This is a genomic window from Stenotrophomonas sp. AN71, assembly GCF_050435725.1.
Classification (GTDB): domain Bacteria; phylum Pseudomonadota; class Gammaproteobacteria; order Xanthomonadales; family Xanthomonadaceae; genus Stenotrophomonas.
Genome location: NZ_JBNDKU010000003.1, coordinates 261487 through 280464 on the forward strand (window position 1 = coordinate 261487; position 18978 = coordinate 280464).

Below are 18978 nucleotides of genomic sequence, written 5' to 3' on the forward strand. Positions count from 1 at the left end.
CGCCGGGCCGTGCCCGGCGAGCGCAGCGGTGTGGTCTATGCCCCACCCTGGATATTGGCTTTCACCGCTGGTTGCATCAATGTCGGTTCGGCCAGCGTTGCATCGCGGGCCTGGCGCACGCTGACGAACTCCGCCTCGGCCACGCCGTCGTGCACGTGGATGTTGTGCGCGCGCTGTTCGCCGATGGTGGTTTCGTTGGCGAAGTCGCGGCCGCCCGGACCGTAGTCATGGCAGACGAACACGCGGGTCGTATCCGGCAGCGCAAGCAGGCGCTGGATCGAGCGGTACAGCTGCGCGGCATCGCCGCCCGGGAAGTCGCAGCGGGCGGTTCCGCCATCGGGCATGAACAGCGAGTCGCCGGTGAACAGCGCGTCCCCGATCAGGTAGGCGATGCTGTCGCTGGTGTGGCCGGGTACGGCGATCACCTGGCCCTGCACCTTGCCGAGGGCGAAGGTCTCGCCGTCGCTGAACAGGTGGTCGAAGATCTCATCCGCACCGGGAAGCTGCAGCCCGTAGCGCGGTGCAAAGGTGGCCTGCACCGCGCGGATGCCTTCGCCGATGGCCAGCGTGGCCTGCGGGAAACGCTGCTTCAGCCGTCGCCCGCCCGACACATGGTCGGCATGGGCGTGGGTCTCCAGCAACCAGCGCAGCTGCAGGCCCTGCTGCTCGATGGCCTGCAGCGCCGCGCGCAGTGGCGATTCGCTGCTGGCGTCGGTGTCCGGGTCGTAGTCCAGCACCGGGTCGATCAGTGCCGCCTCGCCGCTGGCCGGGTCGCTGACCAGATAGCTGAAGGTATGGCTGTCACGGTGGAGGAACGACTGCACCTGGACCGACATCGGAGCTCTCCTCAGCGCGTGCCGAGCACGCGGTTCAGCAACTGCGCCAGGTTTTCGCCGGCCAGTCGCAGCTGCGCTTCGGCCAGCGGCCGGTAGCGCTCGGTGTACTCGTCACCGATTTTACGCGAGGCCGGATAAACGCCAGGTTGCAGGGAGATGCGGCAGCTGGCTTCGGCCCACGTCTGCGGGTCGCGCTGCGGGTTGGACTGGCGTGCCAGCTTGGGAGCGCGTTGGCTCTGCAGCACCGGCAGGTAGCCGGCATCGTCCAGCTTGCGGGTATTGAGCATGCCGCTGTCCCACAGCGAGTGCAGATTGGTACCGCGGTTGCCGAACTGCAGCTGGAAATCGTTGCCGCCCTTGTCGTGGGCGTAGCCGGCGTGCATTGGCTGATGGATGTCGCCGACCAGATGCACGACGAACTTCAGCGCCTGCAGGCGCTCGCCGTCGGTCAGGCTGCGGTCGCCAAGGATGGCACTCTGCGCCTTGAGGGCTTCGACGATGCAATTGCCATTCTTGCAGTGCTTCGGCGCTTCGTAATGGCAATCGTCTTCGGCGATGTTGACGTAGTGCCAGCCGGCCGAACGACGGCCCAGGCCCGGGTCCTTGGCGCGCAGCTGGTCGGCCCAGGGTGCGATGCTGGCCAGGGTGGCATCGGGTTCGGTGGCCAGCAGGCGGTCCACTTCGGTGCGGGCGGAGGGGGTGAGACGGGCGTCGGCGACTTCGGCGACAAGGCGGTGGCCTTGTGCGCCCCAGGCGTGGGCCGGGGCGGAGGCGGACAGCAGGACCGGCGCCAGGGCGGCGGCAAGGAAGAGAGAGTGCAGGGCTTTCATGGGCCCATTCTAGCGGCGGGCGGGCCCAGGGGGATTGATCAAGCCCGGCCAGTCGCCACGTTGCCTTGATGTCCTCGCCGGTACGGTGGCCCGGCCACGGAAAGCGGGAGAGGGTGATGATCATCACGGACAGGCGCATCCAGGCGGGCCATCCGCAAGACGATGGGTTCTCTGCCGCCTTCAATGCCCAGGTGGTCTGGCGCATGCGCTGGGCCTGTGCGGTGGCGGGCGCCTTCTCGCTGGGCTTTGCGGTACTCGACACGCACTGGTTGCCGCCGGAGGTGCATGCGCCGGTGCTGCGCTGGCGGTTGGGCGTGCTGCTGCCCGTCCTGCTGCTGGGTGTCGTCCTGACCTTCGTGCCGGTGATTCGCCGCCACCTGCAGTGGTTGGGCGGCGGCGTGGTGCTGGTCAGTGGACTGGCGCTGGTGACCATGATCTGGACTGCGCATCGCGCCGGCGTCAACTATCCCTATGAAGGCATCAGCCTGTTCCTGCTGTTGAATTACTTCCTGTGCGGACTGCGCTTCGGGGTTGCAACCGTGACCGGTACCCTGATCGCGTTTGCCTTCGTGCTGGCGGAACTGCAGGTTGGGCGGCATTGGGCGCAGATGCTGCAGAGCGTGATGTTCGTACTGGCCAGCAACCTGGCCGGCATCGTGGGCAGCTACATCTCCGAGCGCCAGGCACGTGCGACCTGGCGCGCCGAGCAGCGACTGGATGCACTGGCCAACCATGATGGGTTGACCGGCCTGCTCAACCGGCGCGCATTCGACCGCCATGCCAACCAGATTTTCCAGCGCTACCTGCGTACGCCGCACGTGCGCGGCGCACTGCGCATCGCGATGATCGATATCGATTACTTCAAGCGCTACAACGATCATCACGGCCATCCCGCTGGCGACACGGTGCTGCATGCCGTGGCGGTGACCCTGGCCGCGCAGTTGCGTGGTGTTGATTCGGTGGTGGCGCGTTATGGCGGTGAAGAGTTCGTGGCACTGGGGCACTGGACGCCGGGTGAGCCGGAGACGGCGCCGTTTGAACAGTTACGCCAGCAGGTGCAGGCGCTGGCGATCGCGCATGCCGATTCGGACGCGGCGCCGGTGGTCAGTGTGAGCATCGGCGTGGCGCGCTGGCATGACGATGGCGCCGACACGCTGGAGCAGGCGCTGGCGCGCGCCGATGCGGCGCTCTACCGCGCCAAGGAAGGCGGCCGCAACCGGGTGGAAGTGGCGCCGGATCAATGACCGGCAATCGACCCGCTCCGTGGTGTCGCCGCACTGCGCCAGGCGGTAGATCCACGCCATGCGTGGATGAACCTTTACATCCCAAAAAAAGCCCCGGCAAACGCCGGGGCAACATGCTGCGAGGGTGGTGCGTGTAGCGGTGAAGCGGGAGCGAGGCCCCCGCGTTCAACGCACTGCTTAGAACTTGAAGACGTAGGAGGCGCCGTACACCAGCGGATCGATGTTGACCGTGCCGATCTTCTCACCGTTCAACTTCACCTTGCTGTCGATGTCGATCCAGCGCATGTCCACGCGCAGGGCGCCCTTCTCGCCGATCGCGAAGTCCACGCCGGCATGCGCGGCCAGGCCCCACGAATCCTGCAGCTTCAGGCGGCTGTCCTTCAGCGCACCGGTGGTGTCTTCGCTGAAGAAGGTCGTGTAGTTCACGCCGGCGCCGATGAACGGCGACACCTTGCCCTTGCTGTTGAAGTGGTACTGCACGGTCACCACCGGCGGCAGCTGCTTGGTGCTGCCGACGCGGCCGAGGCCGTTGATGTTGATGTCATGCTTGAACGGCAGCGCTGCCAGCACTTCGATGCCGAGGTTGTCGGCGATGAAGTACTCACCGGTGATGGTCGGCTTGACGTCGTTGTCGACGTCGACCTTCAGAGTGTGGTTGGCCAGCCAGCCGTTGTTCGACTTCGGCGCCACCTGGTGAATGCCGGCGGAGAGGGTCCAGTCGCCCTTGGACTGGGCCATGGCCGGGGCGGCGGCGAGGGACAGGGCGGCGGCCAGGCTGGCCACGATCAGGGGGGACATCTTGCGCATGGGGGTGTTCTCGTTGCTGGGTGGATGGCGACAGTCTCGGCCTCACGCCGCGCTAACGCTTTGATCCGGATCAAATCCTGTCCGCCAGCCCGCTGCGGGCCCCGGCTGGCCCACGGTGGCCAGCGGCGGTTTGCTAGACTTGTGGGCCCTATCCATCCCGCCGCACCTGTCGCGGCCGCAGGAGCTTGAGAACATGGCAATCAAGGTTGGTATCAACGGTTTCGGTCGCATCGGGCGTAACGTCCTGCGCTCGGCGGTGCTGAACTTCGGCGACGACATCGAAATCGTGGCCATCAACGATCTGCTGGAGCCGGACTACCTGGCTTACATGCTCAAGTACGACTCTGTGCACGGCCGCTTCAAGGCCGACGTGGCGGTGCAGGGCAACGACCTGCTGGTCAACGGCAAGAAGATCCGCCTGACCCAGGAACGCGACCCGGCCAACCTGAAGTGGGACGAAGTCGGCGCCGATGTGGTGCTGGAAGCCACCGGCCTGTTCCTGACCAAGGAAACCGCGCAGAAGCACATCGATGCCGGCGCCAAGAAGGTCATCATGTCGGCCCCGTCGAAGGACGACACGCCGATGTTCGTGTACGGCGTGAACGACAAGACCTACGCCGGCCAGGCGATCATCTCCAACGCCTCGTGCACCACCAACTGCCTGGCCCCGCTGGCCAAGGTCATCAATGACAAGTGGGGCATCAAGCGCGGCCTGATGACCACCGTGCATGCGGCCACCGCCACCCAGAAGACCGTCGATGGCCCGTCCAACAAGGACTGGCGCGGTGGCCGCGGCATCCTGGAGAACATCATTCCGTCGTCCACCGGTGCGGCCAAGGCCGTCGGCGTGGTTATTCCGGAACTGAACAAGAAGCTGACCGGCATGAGCTTCCGCGTGCCGACGTCGGACGTGTCGGTGGTCGACCTCACCGTCGAGCTGGAGAAGGAAGCCACCTACGCCGAGATCTGCGCTGAAGTGAAGGCACAGAGCGAAGGCCCGCTGAAGGGCATCCTGGGCTACACCGAAGACAAGGTCGTGGCGACCGATTTCCGCGGCGAGACCTGCACCTCGGTGTTCGACGCCGATGCCGGCATCGCCCTGGATGGCACCTTCGTCAAGCTGGTGACCTGGTACGACAACGAGTGGGGCTACTCGAACAAGTGCCTGGAAATGGCCAAGGTCATCGCCGCCAAGTAAGGCGGCGCAGGATCACGTACGGACCCCGGCCTGGCCGGGGTTCGTCGTTTATGGGGGCCGGGCTGTCGTAGCATGGGCCGGTCGACCGCTGCCGCTGGGGCGCGGGATCGCAATGGAAGCACGCAATGGAAGCATTGATAGCCCTGGTCGTACTGGTCCTGCTGGCCATCCCGCTGCTGCTGGTGGTGGCACTGGTGATGATTGCCGGCCTGCGCCGCCGGGTTGCTGCGCTGGAAAGCGCCCAGGTGCCGTTGTCGCCAACAGCACGACCGGCGGCCGCCATGCCCGAGACGGCCGCCTCGGGGTCTGTGGCTGCGCCTCTGGCCGGCGCGGATCCCCCGTTCCTGCGTCCGATTGCAGCAGCTGCCTCGCCCCCAGCGCAGCCAACACCTGTGCCGCCGCGTGAGCAGGCGCCTGCCGAACCGCGCGCTGCGCCTCCGGTCGCACCGCCGCCGGTGCCACCTTCGGCACTGGAACCCCCCTTGCCCTCCGAGCCGGCGCTGCCGAATGTCATCGAGCGCGGCATCGGCGCGGTCAAGCGCTGGTTCACCGAAGGCAACGTGCCGGTCAAGATCGGCATGCTGGTGTTGCTGGCCGGTGTTGCTGCGCTGCTGAAGTACGTCAGCGACCAGGGCTGGCTGGTACTGCCGATCGAACTGCGGCTGGCCGGCGTCACCGTGGGTGCGCTGGGTCTGCTGGCGTTCGGCTGGCATCAGCGCGAGCGCCGGCGCCTGTTCGCGCTGGCGCTGCAGGGCGGTGCCATCGGTGTGCTGCTGCTGACCATCTTCGCTGCCTTCAAGCGCTTCGATCTGGTTACCCCGGGTTTTGCCTTCGTCAGCTCGATCGCGCTGGTGGCCGGGCTGTGCGTGCTGGCAGTGGTGCAGAACTCGCGCACGCTGGCGGTGCTGGGCATCCTGGCCGGTTTCATGGCGCCGCTGTGGCTGTCCACCGGCAGTGGCAATCATGTGGGGTTGTTCAGCTATTACGCCGTGCTCAATGCCGGCATCTTCGCCATCGCCTGGTTCCGTCCGTGGCGCGTGCTGAACCTGCTTGGCTTTGCCTTCACCTTTGGCATCGGCACGTTCTGGGGCGTGTTGCAGTACGCGCCGGACAAGTTCAGCAGCACCGAACCGTTCCTGTTGCTGTTCTTCGCGTTCTACCTGTTGATTCCGCTGCTGTACGCGCGCCGCCAACCGGCTGGAAAACGTGACCTGATTGATGGCAGCCTGGTGTTCGGCACGCCGCTGGTCGCGTTTTCGTTGCAGGCCGGCCTGTTGCATGAGCAGCCGATGACGCTGGCACTGTGCGCGTTGGGGCTGGCCGCGATCTATGCGGTGCTGGCACGCGCGCTGATCGCACGCGCGTCGTACACCATGCTGGCGCAATCGCATGCGGTGCTGGCGGTGGGTTTTGCCACGCTGGCGGTGCCATTGGCACTGTCGGCACGTGCCACCGGCGCGGTGTTCGCGCTGGAGGGGGCCGGCCTGGTCTGGCTGGGCCTGCGCCAGAAGCGCTGGCTGCCGCAGGTCTCCGGCGCGCTGTTGCAGCTCGGAGCCGCGTTCGCGTTCGTGGCCGGCGGCGATCACTGGCACGAGGACCTGCGTTTCCTGCTCAACCCGACCGCGATCGGCGCGCTGTTGCTGGCGCTGGCCGGCTTCGCCGCGGCGTGGAGTTACCAGCGCAGGCCACGGCATGAGATCGCACTGGTCTACTACCTGTGGGGTCTGTTGTGGTGGCTGGGTGGCCTGGTGCATGAGATCACCCGCTTCTTCCCGTACCGCACCGAAGTGGATGCACTGCTGGTGCTGGCGGCGGCGACCGCGTGGCTGGCCGCCGAGGCGCAGCGTCGTCAACCGGCGCGCGCGCTGGGCGTGACCGCGCTGGCGATGCTGGCGCTGGGCTTCCCGCTGGCGCTGTTGCAGAGCGATGCGCACCAGCAGCCGTTTGCCGGCCATGGTGCGCTGGCCTGGGCGCTGTTCGCGGTGCTGGGTGTACGTACCCTGCTGTGCCTGCGCCAGGGCGGTGACACCGTTGCGCGCATCGCCCAGTTCCTGTGGTGGCTGCTGTGGCCGTCGCTGCTTTCGCTGCTGGCGCTGTGGGGCGGCGGCCAGGCCAACCTTGCGCAGGGCTGGACCACGCTGCTGGTCACCCTGCCATGGTTGCTGATGGCGGTGCTGTCGCTGTGGCGCTGGAACGTGCTGCGCTGGCCGCTGGGTGAAGCGTTCGACAGCGTGCGCCAGCCGCTGCAGTGCGTGCTGTTCGGCCTGCTGTCGATCGGTTGGCTGTGCGGCCAGTTGCTGCCGGGCGATGCGGCGCCCTTGGTGTGGTTGCCGGTGCTGAACCCGGCCGAGATCGGGCAGTGGCTGAGCCTGCTGCTGCTGGCGCGCTGGCTGTACAGCGATCAAGCGCCGCAGGCACTGCTGAACATCCGCATGCCGGTGCTGTCACTGGCAACGTTCGTCGCGCTGACCAGCGTGGTGCTGCATGGCGTGCATCAGTGGGGCGGCCTGTCGTGGAACGCGTCGATGATGCGCTTCAGCCTGGCGCAGACCAGCCTGACCGTGCTGTGGAGCGTGCTCGGCGTGATTGCCTGGGTGTGGGGCTCGCGCCGCGGCCAGCGTGTGTTGTGGATGGTGGGTGCCGTGCTGATGGGCGTGGTGCTGGCCAAGCTGGTCATTGTCGATCGTCAGCATCTGGGCAACCTGCTGGGTATCGCATCGTTCATCGCCTACGGCCTGCTGTGCACGGTCGTGGGGTATCTGGCACCGGCACCGCCGAGCGCGGCGCCGGCCGTGGAGGAAAAACAATGAAGACGTGGAGCAGGGTGGTGCTGCCGGCGCTGTTCGGCCTGGTGGCCGCCTTCGCGGCACAGGCCGCCGATTATCGAACGCAGTACGCCGAACAGTGGCCGCTGACGCTGTCCAGTGCGCAGTCCGGCGCCTACCGCATCGTGCTGGAGCCGGCGATCTACCGCCGCGCTGGTGCTGCCGACCTGGGCGATCTGCAGGTGTTCAATGCAGCGGGGCAATCGTTGCCTTCGGCGCTGCTGGCCCCGGATCAGCCACTGGCGCAGCCGCCGGTGCAGCGTGAATTGCCGTGGTTCGCGCTGCCGCCGTTGGCCGAGGCGCAGCGCAACGATCTGCAGTTGCTGACCGAGCGCGATACCGATGGCCGCGTGCGGCGCGTCGAGGCGCGCGTGAGCGGTAGCGCGCCCGCGAACGCGCAGGGCGGCTGGCTGATCGATGCCAGCGTGCTGGGCCAGCAGCCGCTGGCGGCGCTGGTGCTGGACTGGGCCGACAGCGACCAGCCGCTGCAGGCGCAGGTGCAGCTGGATGCCAGCGACGATCTGCAGCACTGGCGTTCGATCGCCAACGACATCCCCCTGGTGGATCTGCAGCGGGCCGGCAAGCGCCTGTTGCAACGTCGCCTGCAGGTGGAGGGTAGTGCGCGCTACCTGCGCGTGCTGGCCCAGGGCGATGCACGCCTTCCGACGCTGCGCGGTGTGCTGGCAGAGTTGCCGCCGGCACCGGCGACGCTGCCGTGGGAATGGCTGTCGCTGGAGCCAGCCTCGCAGGGCAAGGGCGAATACACCTTCAAGATGGACGGCCGCTTCCCGGTGTCACGCGCCGACGTGGCCAGCACCGACAACAGCCTGGTGCAATGGACGTTGTTCAGCCGCGATGACGAGAGCGCGGAATGGCAGCGACGCAGTGCACCGTGGATCGCCTACCAGGTGCAACAGGGCGCCGAGGGCCAGCGCCAGCAGTCGGCGGCGCAGCCGCTGGGGGGCGTGCACCGCGACCGTTACTGGAAGCTGGTGGCCAGCCCGGCCGAGACGGCGACCGCACCGACCCTGCGCCTGGGCTATCAGCCGGAAGTGCTGGTGTTCCTGAGCCAGGGTGCGGCGCCCTATGCGCTGGCCGTGGGCAGCTCGACCGCGCGCCGGGCAGAGGCACCGATCGGTGTGTTGATCGAGGAGCTGCGCCAGCGCAACGATCCGTCGTGGCAGCCGACGCTGGCACGCCTGGAGGGCAGCCCGGAGCCGCTGGCCGGTGATGCGGCGCTGAAGCCGCAGCACGATTGGAAGGCGTGGCTGTTGTGGGCGCTGCTGGGACTTGGTGTGTTGGTGGTCGGTGGTCTGGCGGTCAGCCTGCTTCGGCAGAAGCCGTCGCCTTCGGCGTAGTTTCCGGCGAACGGCGCAGCCCCTCGTGGGTGGATGGGTCGTGTAAAGCGAAAAGCCATGCTTGGCCGGGCGGGGTGGGTTCGCGGGGGACGCCGCAAGTACGTCCTTGTAGGCTTGGCCGCCGCATCCATGCGGCGGACACCCCGGCGAACCCACCCCGCCCGGCCTCTGACAGTTTCCGTGTGCGTCCACCCACGGAAGAAAAACAAGAAGAGCAAAAGCGGAAGCGGGTCGCTTCGCTCGACCCCTTCTTTCTCCATCCGATACCACAAACTGCTCTTGCCTTTGCCATCCGCTCCGCCTCATGAATCTGTCGAGGCCGGGGCGGTGTGGGCTGGCAGGGGTGTCCGCGGCATGGATGCCGCGGCCAAGCCCCCAAGGGTGAGGGCGCTTTGCTTGCGAAGCATTGCTTCGCAAGCGCCCGAACGCACGGCCGCCAGCGGCCGGGCCGGACCGCGGAGCGGGGTTTACGGCGTCCGCTGCCAGCCCACACCACCCCGGCCCACCCACAGCACCACGAAGCGCCAGCGCTTTGGCCGTTGCCGTTGCCGTGTGCCTCTGCCTGCCGCAGGCATCGGCCACCCCGCCAGCCGCACCCGATACAATGATCGTCTGCCGTACCCCGGCGTCCCGTCCCTGAGCCAAAGAGTTGCCCATGTCCATCGTCCGCATGACCGACCTCGACCTCTCCGGCAAGCGCGTGCTGATCCGCCAGGATCTGAACGTGCCGATCGAGAATGGCCGCATCACCTCCGAACAGCGCATCACCGCTTCGCTGCCGACGCTCAAGCGCGCGCTGGAGCAGGGCGCAGCGGTGATGGTCACCTCGCACCTGGGGCGCCCGAAGGAGGGCGTGTGGAGCGAAGCCGACTCGCTGGCGCCGGTGGCGCAGCGTCTGTCCGAACTGCTCGGCCGTGAGGTTCCGCTGGTGCGTGACTGGGTCGACGGCGTCGACGTGCAGCCGGGGCAGCTGGTGTTGCTGGAAAACTGCCGCATGAACGTCGGCGAGGGCAAGGATGATGAAGCCCTGTCGAAGAAGTATGCGGCGCTGTGCGACGTGTTCGTGATGGATGCCTTCGGTACTGCGCACCGTGCCCAGGCCTCCACCCATGGCGTCATCCGTTTCGCCCCGGTGGCTGCCGGTGGCCCGCTGCTGATGGCCGAACTGGACGCGCTGGCGCAGGCGCTGGGCGCACCGGCCAAGCCGCTGCTGGCCATCGTCGCCGGCAGCAAGGTCAGCACCAAGCTGGAGCTGCTGGCCAACCTGGTGGGCAAGGTCGACCAGCTGATCGTCGGCGGCGGCATCGCCAACACTTTCATCGCCGCAGCCGGCTACAACGTCGGCAAGTCGCTGTACGAGCCGGACCTGCTGGACACCGCGAAGAAGATCGTCGCCGATGCCAAAGCGCGTGGCGCGGATATCCCGCTGCCGGTGGACGTGGTCACCGCCAAGCAGTTCATGCCTGACGCCCTCGCGGAAGTGAAGGCGGTGGACGCCGTCGCCGAAGATGACCTGATCCTGGACATCGGCCCGCAGACCGCCGCGCAGTACGCCCAACTGATCGGCAAGGCCGGCACCGTGGTCTGGAACGGCCCGGTCGGTGTGTTCGAGTTCGAAGCCTTCAGCAAGGGCACCGAAGCACTGGCCCGCGCCATCGCCAGCTCCAGGGCCTTCTCCATCGCCGGTGGCGGTGACACCCTGGCCGCGGTCGACAAGTTCGATATCGCCCAGGACGTCAGCTACATCTCCACCGGCGGCGGCGCGTTCCTGGAGTTCCTGGAAGGCAAGACCCTGCCGGCGGTGGCCGCACTCGACGCGCGCGGCGCATGAGTGCCGACCCCCACAAGGATGTCCTGTTTTTTGACCTCGACGGTACGCTGATCGACTCGCAGGTGGGCATCACCGCCTGCATCGCCTACGCGCTGCAGAAGATGGATCATCCGGTGCCGCCGCAGGACACGCTGTTGAGCTGGATCGGTCCGTCGCTGCGTACCACCTTCGCGCCGTTGTTCGTTGAACCGGCGCGGGTGGAGCAGGCGGTGGGCTATTACCGCGAGCGTTTCGACGCCGAAGGTTGGCGCGAGCACACTGTGTACCCGCAGATCGAAGACACCCTGCGCACGCTGCATGGTCGCGGCCACCGCTTGGCGGTGGTCACGGCCAAGAACGAGCCGCATGCGCGGCGCATCCTCGCCCACCTGCCGTTCGGCGGGTTGTTCGAGGAAATCGTCGGTTCGACCCTGGATGGTTCGCGCAGCCACAAGCCGGAACTGGTCGGTGAGGCGCTGCGCCGCCTGCAGGTGCAGCCCGCGCAGTGCTGGATGATCGGCGACCGCCGAATGGACATCGAAGGCGCACGCCACCATGGCCTGCGCAGCGTCGGTGTGCTGTGGGGTTTTGGCGGTGAGGCTGAACTTATCGAGGCCGGCGCCGGCCAGCTGGCACGTGAGCCGGCGCAGCTGGAAACGCTGCTGGCGTAAGGCGTGCTTGTGATGGGAAGCGTCGGGCCATGCCCGGCGGCTTTCCAAGGTGCTCGCCGGGCATCGCCCGGCGCTACCGGGTCCCTGCGCCAGCGTATGTCCGGACGATGTCCGTTCCATGACCCGCGAAGTCAGGCAGCACAAGGGTGTAACCGTATACATGCGGCGTGAAGGATGTGCTAATTTCCGTTCTTTATCGGGAGAGGCCCATCCACCATGTTCGAGCGTCAGCGTCGCACCAAGATCCTTGCCACCCTCGGTCCGGCCACTGATCCGCCGGGCGTGCTGGAGGATCTGTTCCGCGCCGGCGTCAATGTGGTGCGGCTGAACTTCAGCCACGGTGATCCCTCCGGCCAGGCCAAGCGTGCCGCCGATGTGCGTGCCGCGGCCGCCCGCGTCGGCGTGGAAGTGGGCATCCTGGCGGATCTGCCGGGCCCGAAGATCCGTATCGAGCGCTTCACCGAAGGCAAGGTGCAGCTGAAGGCGGGCGACCGCTTCGACCTGATCGCCAGTGAGAACGCCGGCCCGGGTACCGCCAGCCAGGTGGGCGTGAGCTATCTTGGCCTGCCGCAGGATGTCGGTCCGGGCGATGTGCTGCTGCTGGACGACGGCCTCATGCAGTTGCAGGTGGTGGAGGTGCAGGGTGAGCGCATCATCAACACCGTGCTCAACGATGGTGCCTTGTCCGACCGCAAGGGCCTGAACAAGCAGGGCGGTGGCCTGTCGCTGGGCGCGCTGACCGAGCGCGACAAGGAACTGATCGGCATCGTCGCCAAGATCGGCGTGGACTTCATCGCAGTGTCGTTCTGCCGCAACGCGCAGGACATGAATGACGCGCGCCGGATCGCCGAATCGCATGGCTGCTACGCCGCGCTGGTGTCCAAGATCGAGCGCACCGAGGCGATCGAGAACCTGGAAGAGATCGTCGAGGCCAGTGATGTGGTGATGGTCGCCCGTGGTGACCTCGGCGTGGAAATCGGCGATGCCGAACTGCCGGGCCTGCAGAAGAAGATCATCAAGGCCTCGCTGGCGCAGAACAAGGTGGTGATCACCGCCACGCAGATGCTGCAGTCGATGGTGGAAAGCCCGATTCCGACCCGTGCCGAAGTGCTGGACGTGGCCAACTCGGTCATCGACGGTACCGATGCGGTGATGCTGTCAGCTGAAACCGCGGCGGGCGCCTACCCGGTCAAGGCCGTGGAAGCGATGGCGCGCATCTGCCTGGGCGCCGAGCGCCAGTTCCAGACCGAGACCGACTTCAATGCGTCGCCGCGCAATCTGGAACGTGCCGACCAGGCCATCGCCATGGCCACCATGTTCCTGTCGCAGCACGTGGGCGTGCGCGCGATCGTGGCGATGACCGAATCCGGTGGCACGGCGCGCTACCTGTCGCGTTTCCGCGCCAAGGCGCCGGTGTTCGCGGTGACCCGCCATGACGGTGCGCGCCGGCAGATGGCGCTGATGCGCGATGTCTACCCGATCAACTTCGACAGCCGCGGCCTGACCCCGCGCGAAGCCGCGCGCGGCAGCATCCGACTGCTGGTTGAATCCGAGCTGCTGCAGGCCGGTGACCGCGTCGTGTTCACCAGCGGCGAGCACATGGAAACGCTGGGTGCGACCAATACCCTGCGCCTGCTGGAAGTGGGCGATGACGGCCGCGCGAGCGGGCTGGGCGACCTGTAAGCCCTGGTTGAGGGGGCGGAGCCGCTGCGCGGGTCCGCCCCGGGGTCAGATCCCCGAAGGGGCTCTGACCCCCAACGGCAGGACATGGCTTGTCCGGTGCAGACATTGGAATCGTTTCCAACCTGGCCTCCACGGCGAGGCAACGGGTCGCGGGGCTATACTTACGTTTTTCCCGCACCCGCCACAGGAAGTACATGAGCATCGAACAGCTGGCTGAAACCGCCCAGGCCATGGTTGCCCCGGGCAAGGGCATCATCGCGATCGACGAGTCCACCGCTACCATCGCCAAGCGTTTCGCTGGCGTGGGTATCGAGAACACCGAGGAGAACCGTCGTGCCTACCGCGAGCTGCTGCTGACCACGCCGAAGCTCAACGAGCACATTTCCGGCGCCATCCTGTACGACGAAACCATCCGTCAGTCGACCAAGGACGGCGTGCCGTTCGCCAAGTACATGGCCGACCACGGCATGATTCCGGGCATCAAGGTGGACAAGGGTGCGCACCCGCTGGCCGGCTGCCCGGGTGAGCTGGTGACCGAAGGCCTGGACGGCCTGCGCGAGCGCCTGCAGGAGTACTACAAGCTGGGTGCCCGCTTCGCCAAGTGGCGTGCGGTGATCAACATCGGCGAGAGCATCCCGTCGGGCACCTGCATCGAGTCCAACGCGCATGCGCTGGCCCGTTACGCGGCGCTGTGCCAGGAATGCGGCCTGGTGCCGATGGTCGAGCCGGAAGTGATCATGGACGGCGACCACGACATCGAGACCTGCTACGAAGTCACTGAAGCCACCCTGCGCTCGCTGTTCGACGCGTTGTACCAGCAGAACGTGTTGCTGGAAGGCACCATCCTGAAGGCCTCGATGGTCATCTCCGGCAAGGACTGCGACGAGCAGGCCGACGTCGAGGAAGTGGCCGAATCGACCGTGATGTGCCTCAAGAGCACCGTGCCGGCGATTCTGCCGGGCGTGGTGTTCCTGTCCGGTGGCCAGAGCGATGAGCAGTCCACCGCCCACCTCGATGCCATGAACCAGCTGGGCAACCTGCCGTGGCCGCTGAGCTTCTCCTACGGCCGCGCCATGCAGCAGGCCGCGCTGAAGCTGTGGGCCAAGGACATGAAGGGCAACTACGCTGCTGCGCAGAAGACCGTGTACGAGCGCGCCAAGGAAAACGGCATGGCCGCGCTGGGCAAGTGGAACGGTTGATCCGTCCCATTGCAGGATGAACAGGGCAACGCCGGCATCACGCCGGCGTTTGCTTGTGCGGGTATCGTTCCCGCCCCCGCGTGCCCGGCCGGCACGTGGGAACTACATGGAAGGCCAAGGAGAAACAACATGCGTTTGGCAGCACTTACTCTGGCCGTTGCCACGGTCCTGGTCGCCAGCGGTTGCAACCGCATCGGCGGCGGCGCGGATGCGGGCAAGACCGCGTCACTCGATTTCGACAAGCCGGTGTCCGGCGAGATCACCTCGCGCAGCGGCATCAACTTCAACGATGGCAGCCACCACCAGCTTTACCAGATCACGCTGGAAGACAAGCAGCTGGTCGGCTTGAAGCTGACGGGATCGCTCAGTGGCTCGATCACCGTGTTCAGCAATGGCAGCCTGGTGGCCTCCAGCAACGCAGGTTATGGGCGCGAGGGGGATGTCTCGGTGGCGTTCCGCGCCAATGGTGCCGGCACCTACCAGGTGGCGATCAATGCCAATGATTCCACTGACTACGGCCCCTATCGGCTGCGTGCCGAAAAGCTGGTGCCGCACGATGGCAAGCCGATGGTGGGCGGTGGCGAGATCGTCGACATGCTGGCCAGCGACAGGCAGCAGTACACCCTGCAGGTGGACAAGGCCGGCCTGTATGACGTCCGCCTGGAATCGGATGCCTTCGACCCGGTGCTGAAACTGGAAGGGCAGGGCGTGGACGTCGAGAATGATGATGGCGACGGCATCAACTCGCGGCTGATGCTGTCGCTGAAGCCGGGCAAGTACACCCTGAGCGCGCGCGGCCTCGGCAACGGTGTCAGTGGCATGTTCAAGCTGTCGGCCACCCGTATCGATCTGCCGGGCAGTCTGGTCGAGCGCGATGGTGCGGCCCTGCCGAAGTCCGGCAGTGTGTTCACCATGCTCGACAACGATGGCCGTCGTCGCTTCCTGCTGACCCTGGACCGTCCGGCCGAGGTGCGCCTGGATGCGATTTCCAGCCAGGTCGACACGCTGCTGCGCGTGGTCGGCGCCGGCGTCGAGCTGTCCGATGACGATGGCGGCAACGACACCAATGCACGCCTGGAAGAAACCCTGCCGGCCGGCCACTACACCGTTGACGTGTCCAGCCTGAGCAATGGCACCGGGCTGGTGGAAGTGCGTGTACAGGTTGATGGTGCGAGTGCCGGCGACGCAGCGGTGGAAGTCGTCAGCCCCTGAGGTAGATCCACGCCATGCGTGGATGACATTGACGGCACAACCGAAAAGGCCGGGCAATGCCCGGCCTTTTCTATTCCTTCCAACCCGTAGGCTCAGTGCGCGGCGGCGAAGCCCGCATCGCCCAGCGGCGGCAGCAGCGTGCTGCGCGGCTCGCTTTCCGTGCTCTGGCCGGCGGCGGCCAATGCCTGCTGGTAGGCCTTGGCGGTGGCAGTATTGAAGGCCACCAGTACGATGCGCATCGGCTGCGTGTGGCTGCGCTGCCACGCCAACGTTTCGGTCACCGCGATCTGGGCAGCCTGGTACAGCGGATAGCCGTACACACCGCAGCTGATCGCGGGGAACGCGATCGACTGCACGCCGAGCGATTCGGCCAGCTGCAGCGACTTCCAGTAGCAGTTGGCCAGCAGTGCCGGTTCGTCGCGCTGGCCGTCGTGCCAGACCGGGCCGACCGTATGCAGCACGTGTCGCGCGGGCAATGCGTATCCCGCCGTGGCGCGCACCTCGCCCGTCGGGCAGCGCATGCCCGGGCGCAGCTCCGGCAACTGCTCGCACTCGGCCAGCAGTGCGGGGCCGGCCGCGCGATGGATCGCACCGTCGACACCGCCGCCACCGAGCAGTGTTTCATTGGCCGCGTTGACGATCGCATCCACCGCCAGGGTCGTGATGTCGCCCTGCCAAACTTCGATCTTCATGCGTCCGTCTCCTGCCTGTGAGGTGATCCGCGCAGCATCTGCGCCGGCTGTCCCCACGGTAGGGGACAGGGCATCGATACTGCGTCATGACCGTCTCACGCGCTGCGATCCGACGGTCTTCACGCAGGCTGAAGCAGAACGCGCGCCGGGCCCTGCCCGGCGGATCGCATCACGGCAGACCCGCCAGCCAGTCGTCGTCGGAGCCTTCGTTCACATCGGCAAACAGTGGTGTGGAGAAGTAGCGTTCACCGGTGTCCGGCAGCATCGCCAGGATCACCGAGCCAGGTTCGGCGCGGGCAGCCACATCCAGTGCACTGGCCACGGTGGCACCGGCGGAGATGCCGACGAAGATGCCTTCCTCGGCGGCCAGGCGACGCGCGGTGGCGATCGCTCGATCATCTTCGACCGATACCAGCTCGTCCACCACATCGCGGTTGAGCACGTCCGGCACGAAATCCGGGGTCCAGCCCTGGATCTTGTGCGGCTTCCAGTCATCGCCCTTGAGCAGTGCGGCACCGGCCGGCTCGGGGGCGATGATGCGGGTCTGCGGGCGCGCGACCTTCAGCACTTCACCCACACCGGTAAGCGTGCCGCCGGTGCCCCAGCCACTGACAAAGTAATCCAGCCGCTTGCCGGCGAAGTCGCGCAGGATTTCTGCGGCGGTGGTGTTGCGGTGGTAGGCCGGGTTGGCCGGATTGGCGAACTGGCTGGCCAGGAACCAGCCGTGCTGTTCGGCCAGCTCGCGCGCTTTGCGCACCATGCCGCTGCCACGTTCGGCGGCCGGGGTCAGGATCACCTTGGCACCGTAGGCGCGCATCAGCTTGCGGCGTTCCACCGAGAAGGTCTCGACCATGGTGGCCACGAACTTGTAACCGCGTGCGGCGGCGACCATCGCCAGCGCCACGCCGGTATTGCCCGAGGTGGCCTCCACGATGGTGTCGCCCGGCTTGAGCAGGCCGCGTGCTTCGGCGTCGAGGATGATCGCCAGCGCCAGGCGGTCCTTCACCGAGCCGCCCGGATTGAATGACTCGACCTTGGCGTAGACGCTGACCTGCGGCGGTGCCAGGCGCTGCAGCTTGACGATGGGGGTGTTGCCGACGGTATCGAGGATGGAGTCGTACAGGGCCATGGAAGCGCTCCGGAAACGGGCCGCGCCGGGCTGCGGCGGGCGAAGGGGGGAGGGCTGGCGGTTCAGGCCAGCGGCTGCCGGCTGACCGTAGCGCCGGCATATGACGCCCGGAAATGACCAGATACCTTTCTTAAACAACCTTTGGTTATAAGCTGGTGACGGCAATTGACCCTAGAGTGGACCTCCGCCCCCCGCTGCCTGCCCGCCCATGACGCTGACCCAGCTGCGCTACCTGGTTGCCATCGCCGATGCCGAGCTGAACATCACGCTGGCCGCTTCGCGCGTGCACGCGACCCAGCCCGGCCTGTCCAAGCAGCTCAAGCAGCTGGAGGACGAGCTCGGCTTCCTGTTGTTCGTGCGCAAGGGGCGCAGCCTGGAGTCGGTCACCCCGGCTGGCACCGAGGTCATCGCCCGCGCCCGCGCGGTGCTGGCCGAGGCCAACAACATCCGCACCTACGCGGCCAACCAGCGCCGCGAGAGCCAGGGTCAGTTGATCCTGACCACCACTCACACCCAGGCGCGCTTCGTACTGCCGCCGGCGGTGGCGGCGATCAAGCAGGCTTACCCGCAGGTCAGCGTGCATCTGCAGCAGGCCGGTGAAGCCGACGCGCTGGATCGCTTGAACCAGGGCGATGCCGATATCGCCATCATCAGTACCGCAGGTGGCGAGCCCACCGACGGCGTCGCGGTGCCGCTGTTCCGCTGGCGGCGCCTGGTGGTGGTGCCCAAGGGGCATCCGCTGGACCGGGCCGGTCGCGCGCCGGACCTGGCGGCGCTGGCCCGTCAGCCGCTGATCAGCTACGAGTCCTCGACCCGCCCGAATTCCTCGTTGCAGCGCGCGTTCGCCGCCAACGGCCTGGTGCCGGACCTGGCACTGACCGCGCTGGATGCGGATCTGATCAAGACCTATGTGCGTACTGGCCTGGGCGTGGGCCTGTTGGCGGAGATGGCGATCAGTTCCAACGATGAAGACCTGAAGGCCTGGCCGGCGCCGGAGCCGATTGCCGAGTGCATCGCCTGGGCGGTGCTGCCGCGCGACCGTGTGCTGCGCGATTACGCGCTGGAGCTGGTGCATGTGCTGGCCCCGCAGATCGATCCGCGCGACCTGCGGCGGGTGCTGGATGGCAACCAGGCGGCCGCGTGGCCGTTGCCGCCGACCTGGGAATCATTGACCCAGACCATCACGGTGTGAGGTTGGTCGGGCAGGGCTTGCAGCCCTGCACCCGCGGTAGTGCCGGCCGCTGGCCGGCAACCTCAACAGCAACAGCAACAGCAACAGCGGCATTCCGTGGGTTGGTGGGGCGGTGTCGGAGTGCGGGGACGCCGTAAACCCGTCCATGGGGGCTTGGCAGCCGCATCCATGCGGCTGACACCCCGCATTCCAACACCGCCCCACCTCTGACAGATTCCGATGGCTGTTGGTAGGTGTCGACCTTGGTCGACACGGTAGATCCACGCCATGCGTGGATGAACGTTGTCAGATA

At 66.9% G+C, this 18978-nt stretch carries 15 protein-coding genes; 10 read left to right on the forward strand and 5 right to left on the reverse strand.

The window, feature by feature from the left end; genetic code table 11:
- Positions 1-35: 35 nt before the first annotated feature.
- Both ABH900_RS07140 and ABH900_RS07145 read right to left on the reverse strand, forming a co-directional pair.
- Positions 36-836: an MBL fold metallo-hydrolase gene (locus ABH900_RS07140; RefSeq protein ID WP_429622191.1), complete on the reverse strand. Its 801-nt coding sequence runs from the start codon at positions 834-836 to the stop codon at positions 36-38.
- Between the two features lie 11 nt (positions 837-847).
- Positions 848-1666 carry a S1/P1 nuclease gene (locus tag ABH900_RS07145; protein ID WP_429622192.1) on the reverse strand — a complete coding sequence of 273 codons (819 nt, stop codon included), beginning with the start codon at positions 1664-1666 and terminating at the stop codon, positions 848-850.
- A 116-nt stretch (positions 1667-1782) separates the two neighbouring features.
- Between ABH900_RS07145 and ABH900_RS07150 the strand changes: the two genes are divergently transcribed.
- Positions 1783-2910, forward strand: a complete 1128-nt coding sequence (locus ABH900_RS07150; protein ID WP_429622193.1) for a GGDEF domain-containing protein — start codon at positions 1783-1785, stop codon at positions 2908-2910.
- Between the two features lie 177 nt (positions 2911-3087).
- Here the strand turns inward: ABH900_RS07150 and ABH900_RS07155 are convergent, their stop codons facing one another.
- Positions 3088-3717, reverse strand: coding sequence for an OmpW/AlkL family protein (locus tag ABH900_RS07155; RefSeq protein WP_110713419.1), 630 nt, complete (start codon positions 3715-3717; stop codon positions 3088-3090).
- Between the two features lie 193 nt (positions 3718-3910).
- Here ABH900_RS07155 and gap point away from each other — a divergent pair, with 193 nt between their 5' ends.
- From gap to ABH900_RS07195, 8 genes are all read left to right on the forward strand, one after another.
- Positions 3911-4915 (forward strand): type I glyceraldehyde-3-phosphate dehydrogenase, encoded by a 1005-nt coding sequence (gene gap / locus ABH900_RS07160; protein WP_005414333.1) that lies wholly within the window; start codon positions 3911-3913, stop codon positions 4913-4915.
- Positions 4916-5040: 125 nt separating this feature from the next.
- On the forward strand, positions 5041-7725 hold the full coding sequence (locus ABH900_RS07165) for a DUF2339 domain-containing protein (RefSeq protein WP_429622194.1): 2685 nt from the start codon (positions 5041-5043) through the stop codon (positions 7723-7725).
- Positions 7722-9098 (forward strand): DUF3999 domain-containing protein, encoded by a 1377-nt coding sequence (locus ABH900_RS07170; protein WP_429622195.1) that lies wholly within the window; start codon positions 7722-7724, stop codon positions 9096-9098. Before ABH900_RS07165 ends, ABH900_RS07170 begins: the two co-directional genes overlap by 4 nt.
- Before the next feature lie 655 nt (positions 9099-9753).
- Positions 9754-10929 carry a phosphoglycerate kinase gene (locus ABH900_RS07175; RefSeq protein WP_429622196.1) on the forward strand — a complete coding sequence of 392 codons (1176 nt, stop codon included), beginning with the start codon at positions 9754-9756 and terminating at the stop codon, positions 10927-10929.
- On the forward strand, positions 10926-11579 hold the full coding sequence (locus tag ABH900_RS07180; protein WP_429622197.1) for an HAD hydrolase-like protein: 654 nt from the start codon (positions 10926-10928) through the stop codon (positions 11577-11579). Before ABH900_RS07175 ends, ABH900_RS07180 begins: the two co-directional genes overlap by 4 nt.
- Positions 11580-11795: 216 nt before the next feature.
- Complete coding sequence (gene pyk / locus ABH900_RS07185) at positions 11796-13262, forward strand: pyruvate kinase (protein WP_429622198.1); 1467 nt, start codon at positions 11796-11798, stop codon at positions 13260-13262.
- Positions 13263-13456: 194 nt separating this feature from the next.
- Positions 13457-14461 (forward strand): class I fructose-bisphosphate aldolase, encoded by a 1005-nt coding sequence (locus ABH900_RS07190; protein WP_429622199.1) that lies wholly within the window; start codon positions 13457-13459, stop codon positions 14459-14461.
- Positions 14462-14590: 129 nt separating this feature from the next.
- Positions 14591-15673, forward strand: a complete 1083-nt coding sequence (locus ABH900_RS07195) for an ABC transporter substrate-binding protein (RefSeq protein ID WP_429622200.1) — start codon at positions 14591-14593, stop codon at positions 15671-15673.
- A gap of 92 nt (positions 15674-15765) precedes the next feature.
- On the opposite strand, the gene ABH900_RS07200 is transcribed toward ABH900_RS07195, so the two are convergent.
- Positions 15766-16365 (reverse strand): O-acetyl-ADP-ribose deacetylase, encoded by a 600-nt coding sequence (locus ABH900_RS07200; RefSeq protein WP_429622201.1) that lies wholly within the window; start codon positions 16363-16365, stop codon positions 15766-15768.
- A 169-nt stretch (positions 16366-16534) separates the two neighbouring features.
- Entirely contained in the window at positions 16535-17494 is a 960-nt protein-coding gene (cysK, locus tag ABH900_RS07205; protein WP_429622202.1) for a cysteine synthase A, read from the reverse strand.
- Between the two features lie 208 nt (positions 17495-17702).
- Between cysK and ABH900_RS07210 the strand changes: the two genes are divergently transcribed.
- Positions 17703-18686 carry a LysR family transcriptional regulator gene (locus ABH900_RS07210; RefSeq protein WP_429622203.1) on the forward strand — a complete coding sequence of 328 codons (984 nt, stop codon included), beginning with the start codon at positions 17703-17705 and terminating at the stop codon, positions 18684-18686.
- Positions 18687-18978: the final 292 nt, after the last annotated feature.